Source organism: Phenylobacterium aquaticum, from assembly GCF_947378715.1.
GTDB classification, from domain to species: Bacteria; Pseudomonadota; Alphaproteobacteria; order Caulobacterales; family Caulobacteraceae; genus Phenylobacterium; species Phenylobacterium aquaticum_A.
In genome coordinates this window covers 1-5830 of record NZ_CANCLE010000206.1, presented here as the reverse complement: position 1 = coordinate 5830, position 5830 = coordinate 1, and the positions used below count along the sequence as shown (strand labels likewise).

Sequence of the window (5830 nt, the reverse complement as noted above, 5' to 3'; positions counted from 1 at the left end):
GCGCCTTTGGCCGAGCTGGCCCAGGCGGTGGAGGCCTTCACGGGCCTGAAGCCCAATGTGGATTTCGCCCTGGTGGCCATGTCGGAGGCCTTGAAGCTGCCGGCCGACGCCCCCTTCGCCCTGTTCGCGGTCGCCCGCTGCGCCGGCTGGATCGCCCACGCCATCGAGCAGCTGCAGTCCGGCGCCCTGATCCGGCCCCGGGCCCGCTATGTGGGGGTCGAGGTGGGGTGATCAGGCCGCCGCGTGGTCCTTGAGGACGCCGAGCGGGACGATGGCCAGGGTCTCCTCGTGGGTCGCCTCCAGCACGATCTGGGGCGGAGCGCCGGCGTCCAGCGCCTCCTTCCAGCGCGGGGCGCAGAGGCACCAGCGGTCGCCGGGCTTGAGGCCGGGGAAGGCGTAGTCCGGGACCGGGGTGGAGAGGTCGTTGCCGACCATCTTCGAATAGGCCAGGAACTCGGCGGTCATCACCGCGCAGACCGTGTGCAGGCCGGTGTCGTGCGGGCCGGTCTCGCAACAGCCATTGCGGAAGAAGCCGGTGACGGGGTCGAGCGAGCAACTCATCAGCTCGCCGCCCAGCACGTTTCTTGCATCGGCGTCGTATCGTGTGGTCATACCCCCATCTTAGTCACCAAAAGGCCCGCTTCGCCATGCAGAAGGAGGTTCCCGCCTTGACCGACCGCCCAGCCCCGGCTGAGCCCGACCGCGAGGTCCGGGGCGTGCGTGACAGCCGGAGCCTGCCGTCCATGAGCCTGAGAGGGGTCTGCCTCGCCGCCCTGCTCGCCGCGACGGCCCTGGCCGCGCCGGCCCTCGCCCAGGAGGTCGATCCGATCGGCGCCCTGCTGGACAAGGCCGCCCAGACGCCGGGGGCCGCCGCCCCCACGACTCCGGCCGCCACGCCGCCGGCGGGGCCGGCGCCGGACGCCGCCGCACCCCTGGCCACGGCCCCCCAGGCGCCGGCCACCTATGCGCCGACGGTCCAGACGCCCGCGCCGGCCCCGGCCTATGCCGCGCCTCAGGTGGCGACCGCGCCCCCGCCCGCCGCGACCTATGCTCCGGTCCCGCCCGCCGGACCGTCCGCCGGACCCCAGCCCTATTCCGCCCCGCCGCCGATCTCCTATGCCCGGCCGCCGCGCCCGCAGCTGTCGGCGCCGGTGCATATCGACGAGGTCGGCAAGACCCCCGACGGTCCGCCCACCCCCACGGACCTGAACTATGAGGCGCGGATGCGGGCCTCCTTCGCCTCGGCCCAGGGGATGCAAGGGGCGCTGGACGGCCACTGGATCATCCGCTCGGTCCTGGGCGCCGAACTCTATGACCTGCAGCTGGTCGACAAGAACAATGGCGTCCTGGAAGGCGCCTGGCGCGACCCGCGCCGCCGGGGGGCGGCCGATTCCTCCGGCTTCCTGGACGACGTCCAACGCAATGGCGGCCAGATCATCGCCCGCTTCCAGATCCGCGCCAGCGGCGAGCGCGCGGTCCTGACCCTCAATGCCGAGTCCGACGGCGACTGGTCCGGCGACCTCAGCGAACAGGGCGACCGGCGCGGCGTCTCGATGAAGCGGAACTAGGCCAGGCGTCTCTAGGGCCGTGTCGGCGAGGTCAGGGTGACGGGCGTGTCGGCGCCCGGCGAGACCGACAGGATCGACCGGTCATTGGCGGTCTTGAAATAGATCCCCGCCGCGATGGCCCCATTGATCTCGGCCGTCAGGCTGTTGAATTCCCTTAAGATCGCGGGCCGCTGGCCCCCGGCCGTGTCCAGCCCGGCGGGCAGGCTGAGGTCGGCGCCGATCGCCGAGGGCAGATCGGCGTCCGGGGCCCGCGCCAGGTTGAAGGTGTAGGTCGAGGTGAAGACCGGCAGGTTGCGGCCGACATATTCCGGCGGCGTCGCGCCGCCCACCAGCTTGGAGGGCAGGTTCAGGGCGGCGTTCAGCACCACGCTGAGGGCTCCGCGGGGCGGGGCCAGGGTCTGGCGATCCAGCCGGGTGATGGTGTCGTCCAGGGTCGTGGCGTCGGCCGCGAGGTTGCGGGCGAAGGCGTCGCCGCCGAAGTTCCACAGGGCCGCCGCCGCCGCCAGCTTCTGGGTCGCCAGGGTGAGCTCGTCGCACCGGGCGCGGATCTGGGCGGACAGCTTGTCCCGCGCCTTCGACTGGACAGCCTTCTCGGCCTTGGTGGCCCCGACCAGGGCGATGGCGTCGATGGCGTCCAGGGTCCCCGGCGAGCACTCGGCCTTCACCCGGGCCTGAAGCGGCGCCTGGCCCGGCCCGGCGATCATGCCGCCGGTCACGCCCAGGGCGTCGCGCAGCGCCTCGGCGCGGACCGTGGTCAGGGTCATGGCCGTGCCGGCCACGGTATAGAGCCGCGCCCGGGGGCCCGGCGAGGCGATGTCGTCGCTGATGATCGGAATGAGGCCCAGCCCGGTCCAGGCGTTGACCGTATTGCTCGCGCCATGACCGATCGAGGCGGCGAGGCCGAGGAAGCCGGTGGTGGCGCCGGCGGTGAAGCCCTCTGACTCCCAGGCGTGGATCCCGGCGATCCGCCGATAGGCGCGGGCGGCGGCGCGGGAGGTCAGGGCGACGCAGCGGAAGGAATCGCCCCCCGACCCGGCGGCGGGATAGAGGCAGCCGTCCAGCTGCTCGGCGAGACTTGGATCGACCTTGTCGCCGTGAGGGCCGCGCCAGAGGCTGCCGCCGCCGGCCACGACCACCGTCCGGTCGGCCGGCGTCTTGTGGGTTGCCGTCCTGTCAGTCGGCGTCTGGGCCAGGGCCGGCATGGCGATGAGCGCGCCGGCCATGGCCAGGATGATATGGTGTCGCATATGCGCCCCCCGGCGACGGAAAGGCGAAATGTGACTCTATTCCCGGATGATGACAACAGGAACGCAACCTTGAGGGATCAGACCCCCAGGGCGCGCCGCGCCGTGTCCATCCCATAGGCCAGGACGTCGGGCTCATAGGGCTCGGCCGGGCTGTGGCCCCAGACCGGGCCAGGCCAGGCGGGATCGGCCCGGCGCCGGCCGACCACATGGATGTGCAGCTGCGGCGTGACATTGCCCAGCGCGCCGACGTTCAGCTTGTCGACCGGCAGGCCCAGGGCCTCGCCCAGGGCGCGGACCGCGCGGCCGGCGCGGATGATCTCGGTCATCAGCCGGGCCTGGTCGGGGGTCATCAGGTCCTCCAGCTCGCGAGCGTTCGCCTGCCTGGGGATCAGCACGATCCAGGGATAACGGGCGTCGGTCTGCAGCCGGGCGTGGCACAGGGGCAGGTCGCCGAGGGGCTCGGAGCCAGCCAGGAAGGCGGGGTCGATCTGGAACATGGGCGAGCTTGAACACGGGCCCGGGCGGGCGCAAAGCCCCAAGCGTGGCGCGGCCGCACGTTATGCGGCATTGCAGCAGGCGCCTGACTTGAGCTACGCACCCGCCACCTCTCTTGGACGGCAGACCCCGCCCGCAGCATCTGGAGCAGCACCATGAGCACGAAGAAGCCGATCCGCGTCGCGGTGACCGGCGCCGCCGGCAATATCGGCTACGCCCTTCTTTTCCGCATCGCCTCGGGCGCCATGCTAGGCCCGGACCAGCCGGTGATCCTGCAGCTGCTGGAGATCCCGGTCGAAGGCCCGCAAAAGGCCCTGAAGGGCGTGGCCATGGAGCTGGAGGACTGCGCCTTCCCGCTGCTGCAGGACATGATCCTGACCGGCGACGCCGAAGTGGCGTTCAAGGACGTCAACTGGGCCCTGCTGGTCGGCTCCAAGCCGCGCGGTCCCGGCATGGAGCGCGCCGACCTCCTGAAGGACAACGGCAAGATCTTCATCGCCCAGGGCCAGGCCATCGACAAGGTCGCCGCCGATGACGCCCGCGTCGCGGTGGTCGGCAATCCCTGCAACACCAATGTGATGATCGCCGCCGCCCAGGCCAAGCGCCTGTCGGCCGACCGCTTCACCGCCATGGTGCGCCTGGACGAGAATCGCGGCCGCGCCCAGCTGGCCAAGAAGGCCGGGGTGTCGATCAATGAGGTCTCCGACCTCTACATCTACGGCAACCACTCGCCGACCATGTTCGCCGACTTCACCCACACCAAGATCGGCGGCAAGGCGGCGGCCGACGTGATCGGCGACGAAGCCTGGCTGAAGACCGACTTCCTGCCGGCGGTGGGCAAGCGCGGCGCGGCGATCATCGAGGCGCGCGGCGTCTCCTCGGCGGCCTCGGCGGCCAACGCCCTGATCGACCACGTCCGCGACCTGACCACGGTGGGCAAGGTCCACTCGGTGGCCGTGAAGTCGGAAGGCCGCTACGGCTTCAACCCGGACGTCTGGGCCGGCATGCCGGTGAAGACCACGGCGACCGGCCACGAGGTCATCGACAGCTACGAGATGGACGATTTCGCCAAGTCGAAGATCGCGCTGACCAATGACGAACTGGTCGGCGAACGCGAGACCATCAAGGATCTCCTCGCCTAGCCTACGCACACAACGTGACGCGGGCGGCAGTTCCTGTCGCCCGCGAACCACGATGGGGGATCATAGCGGCCGCCCGTGTCGAGGGCGCCCGCGGTGAACATCGCCTCGGGATCGGGCCTGTGGGCCTCGTGGACGCCCCAGAGCGTCACGCCCGCGCAGATGAGGGCGGTCAGACCGCCCGCCACGAAGATCAGCGCCGACTTCATTCCAGACATTTCCACACCCTCCGCCGAACCCGACGGCAGGACCCTCGTCCCTGGTGGCTGAATTGCGGCTGAACGGCGCGTGCGGGAAACCGTCAGGTCCAGACGGGCGCATAGTCGCCATACAAAAACGTAACGGGCCATTCGCCGGCGAATGGGCTTTGCTGACGCCGGTGATCAAAGGCGGAGACGCGCGATGGCGAGCGGGACCCCCAGGCCGGACAGCAGGACGGGCGGCATGAGCGCCGGGCACTGGACCGTCCTGGTCCTGTCCCTGCTGGTGGGGGTCACGGCCTATCGCTACCTGATCCCCCACGGGCCGGGCATGGCGCCGCCGATCCTGGCCAATCGGTTCACGGCGCTGGGGGCCCTGACCCTGCACGCCGGTTTCGCCGCCACCGCCCTGATCCTCGGGCCGTTCCAGTTCATCGCCAGCCTTCGCCGCCGCCGGCCAGGTCTGCACCGGACCCTGGGCAAGCTCTATGTGGCCGCCTGTCTGGTCGCCGGGGCGGCGGGGATGGTGCTGGCCTTCGGGGCCAAGACCGGGCCGGTCTCGACGGCGGGGTTCGGCCTGCTGGCGGCGGCCTGGCTGTTTGCGACCGGGCGGGCCTGGCGCCTGGCGGTCGCGCGGCGCTTCGCCCTGCACGAGCGCTGGATGGTGCGCAGCTTCGCCCTGACCCTGGCGGCGGTGACCCTGCGGCTCTACCTGCCTTTCGCCTTCCTCTCGCCCTGGGGCTATGACGACACCTATCGGGCGATCTCGTTCCTGTGCTGGGTCCCCAACTTGCTCGCGGCCGAGCTCTGGCTGGCTAGATCCAATTCTGCTCGCGCAGCAGCTTCGCATAGGTCCGGCTGACCGGGACCTCTGAACCGTCCTGCAGGGTCAGGACCGCGCGGCCATCGCCGCGCCGGGCGTCGGCGATGGCGGCCCGCGACACCCACCAGGACCGGTGCACCTGAGCGCCCTCGATCCCCTCCAGCTCGCTGATCGCGTCGGCCAGCCGCAGCAGGATCAGGTCCTGGCCTTTGGAGGTATGGAGCCGCAGATAGTGGTCCTCGGCCTCCACCGCCCAGATCTCGGCCCCGCGCAGCTTGACCGGCAGGCGCTCCAGGAACTTGATCGGGGCGGGGTCGCCGGCCGCCCGGGCGCCGGTCTGGCTCATCAGATAGGCGTG

Annotated in this window: 9 protein-coding genes; 4 read left to right on the top strand and 5 right to left on the bottom strand. The window is 71.1% G+C overall.

What is annotated here, in order from left to right:
• Positions 1-231: citrate/2-methylcitrate synthase (locus Q7P21_RS18835; protein ID WP_304179477.1), on the top strand; the 231-nt coding region annotated here is incomplete at its 5' end.
• Here Q7P21_RS18835 and Q7P21_RS18830 read toward each other — a convergent pair.
• Positions 232-612 carry a DUF2237 family protein gene (locus Q7P21_RS18830; RefSeq protein WP_304179465.1) on the bottom strand — a complete coding sequence of 127 codons (381 nt, stop codon included), beginning with the start codon at positions 610-612 and terminating at the stop codon, positions 232-234.
• 56 nt (positions 613-668) lie between these two features.
• On the opposite strand from Q7P21_RS18830, the gene Q7P21_RS18825 reads away from it, so the two are divergent.
• Entirely contained in the window at positions 669-1568 is a 900-nt protein-coding gene (locus tag Q7P21_RS18825) for a hypothetical protein (RefSeq protein WP_304179453.1), read from the top strand.
• Positions 1569-1579: 11 nt separating this feature from the next.
• Here Q7P21_RS18825 and Q7P21_RS18820 read toward each other — a convergent pair whose 3' ends face one another.
• Together Q7P21_RS18820 and Q7P21_RS18815 are read right to left on the bottom strand one after the other, a co-directional pair.
• Positions 1580-2815 carry a hypothetical protein gene (locus Q7P21_RS18820; RefSeq protein WP_304179439.1) on the bottom strand — a complete coding sequence of 412 codons (1236 nt, stop codon included), beginning with the start codon at positions 2813-2815 and terminating at the stop codon, positions 1580-1582.
• 77 nt (positions 2816-2892) lie between these two features.
• On the bottom strand, positions 2893-3312 hold the full coding sequence (locus Q7P21_RS18815) for an HIT domain-containing protein (protein ID WP_304179431.1): 420 nt from the start codon (positions 3310-3312) through the stop codon (positions 2893-2895).
• A gap of 153 nt (positions 3313-3465) precedes the next feature.
• On the opposite strand from Q7P21_RS18815, the gene Q7P21_RS18810 reads away from it, so the two are divergent.
• Positions 3466-4452 carry a malate dehydrogenase gene (locus Q7P21_RS18810; protein WP_304179419.1) on the top strand — a complete coding sequence of 329 codons (987 nt, stop codon included), beginning with the start codon at positions 3466-3468 and terminating at the stop codon, positions 4450-4452.
• Here the strand turns inward: Q7P21_RS18810 and Q7P21_RS18805 are convergent.
• Positions 4449-4658 (bottom strand): hypothetical protein, encoded by a 210-nt coding sequence (locus tag Q7P21_RS18805; RefSeq protein ID WP_304165779.1) that lies wholly within the window; start codon positions 4656-4658, stop codon positions 4449-4451. The genes Q7P21_RS18810 and Q7P21_RS18805 overlap by 4 nt on opposite strands.
• Before the next feature lie 235 nt (positions 4659-4893).
• Here Q7P21_RS18805 and Q7P21_RS18800 point away from each other — a divergent pair, with 235 nt between their 5' ends.
• Positions 4894-5511 (top strand): DUF2306 domain-containing protein, encoded by a 618-nt coding sequence (locus Q7P21_RS18800; protein ID WP_304179406.1) that lies wholly within the window; start codon positions 4894-4896, stop codon positions 5509-5511.
• Here the strand turns inward: Q7P21_RS18800 and Q7P21_RS18795 are convergent.
• The coding region (locus tag Q7P21_RS18795; RefSeq protein ID WP_304179394.1) for a LytTR family DNA-binding domain-containing protein at positions 5465-5830 on the bottom strand (366 nt) is incomplete at its 5' end. The two genes, Q7P21_RS18800 and Q7P21_RS18795, sit on opposite strands and share 47 nt — an antisense overlap.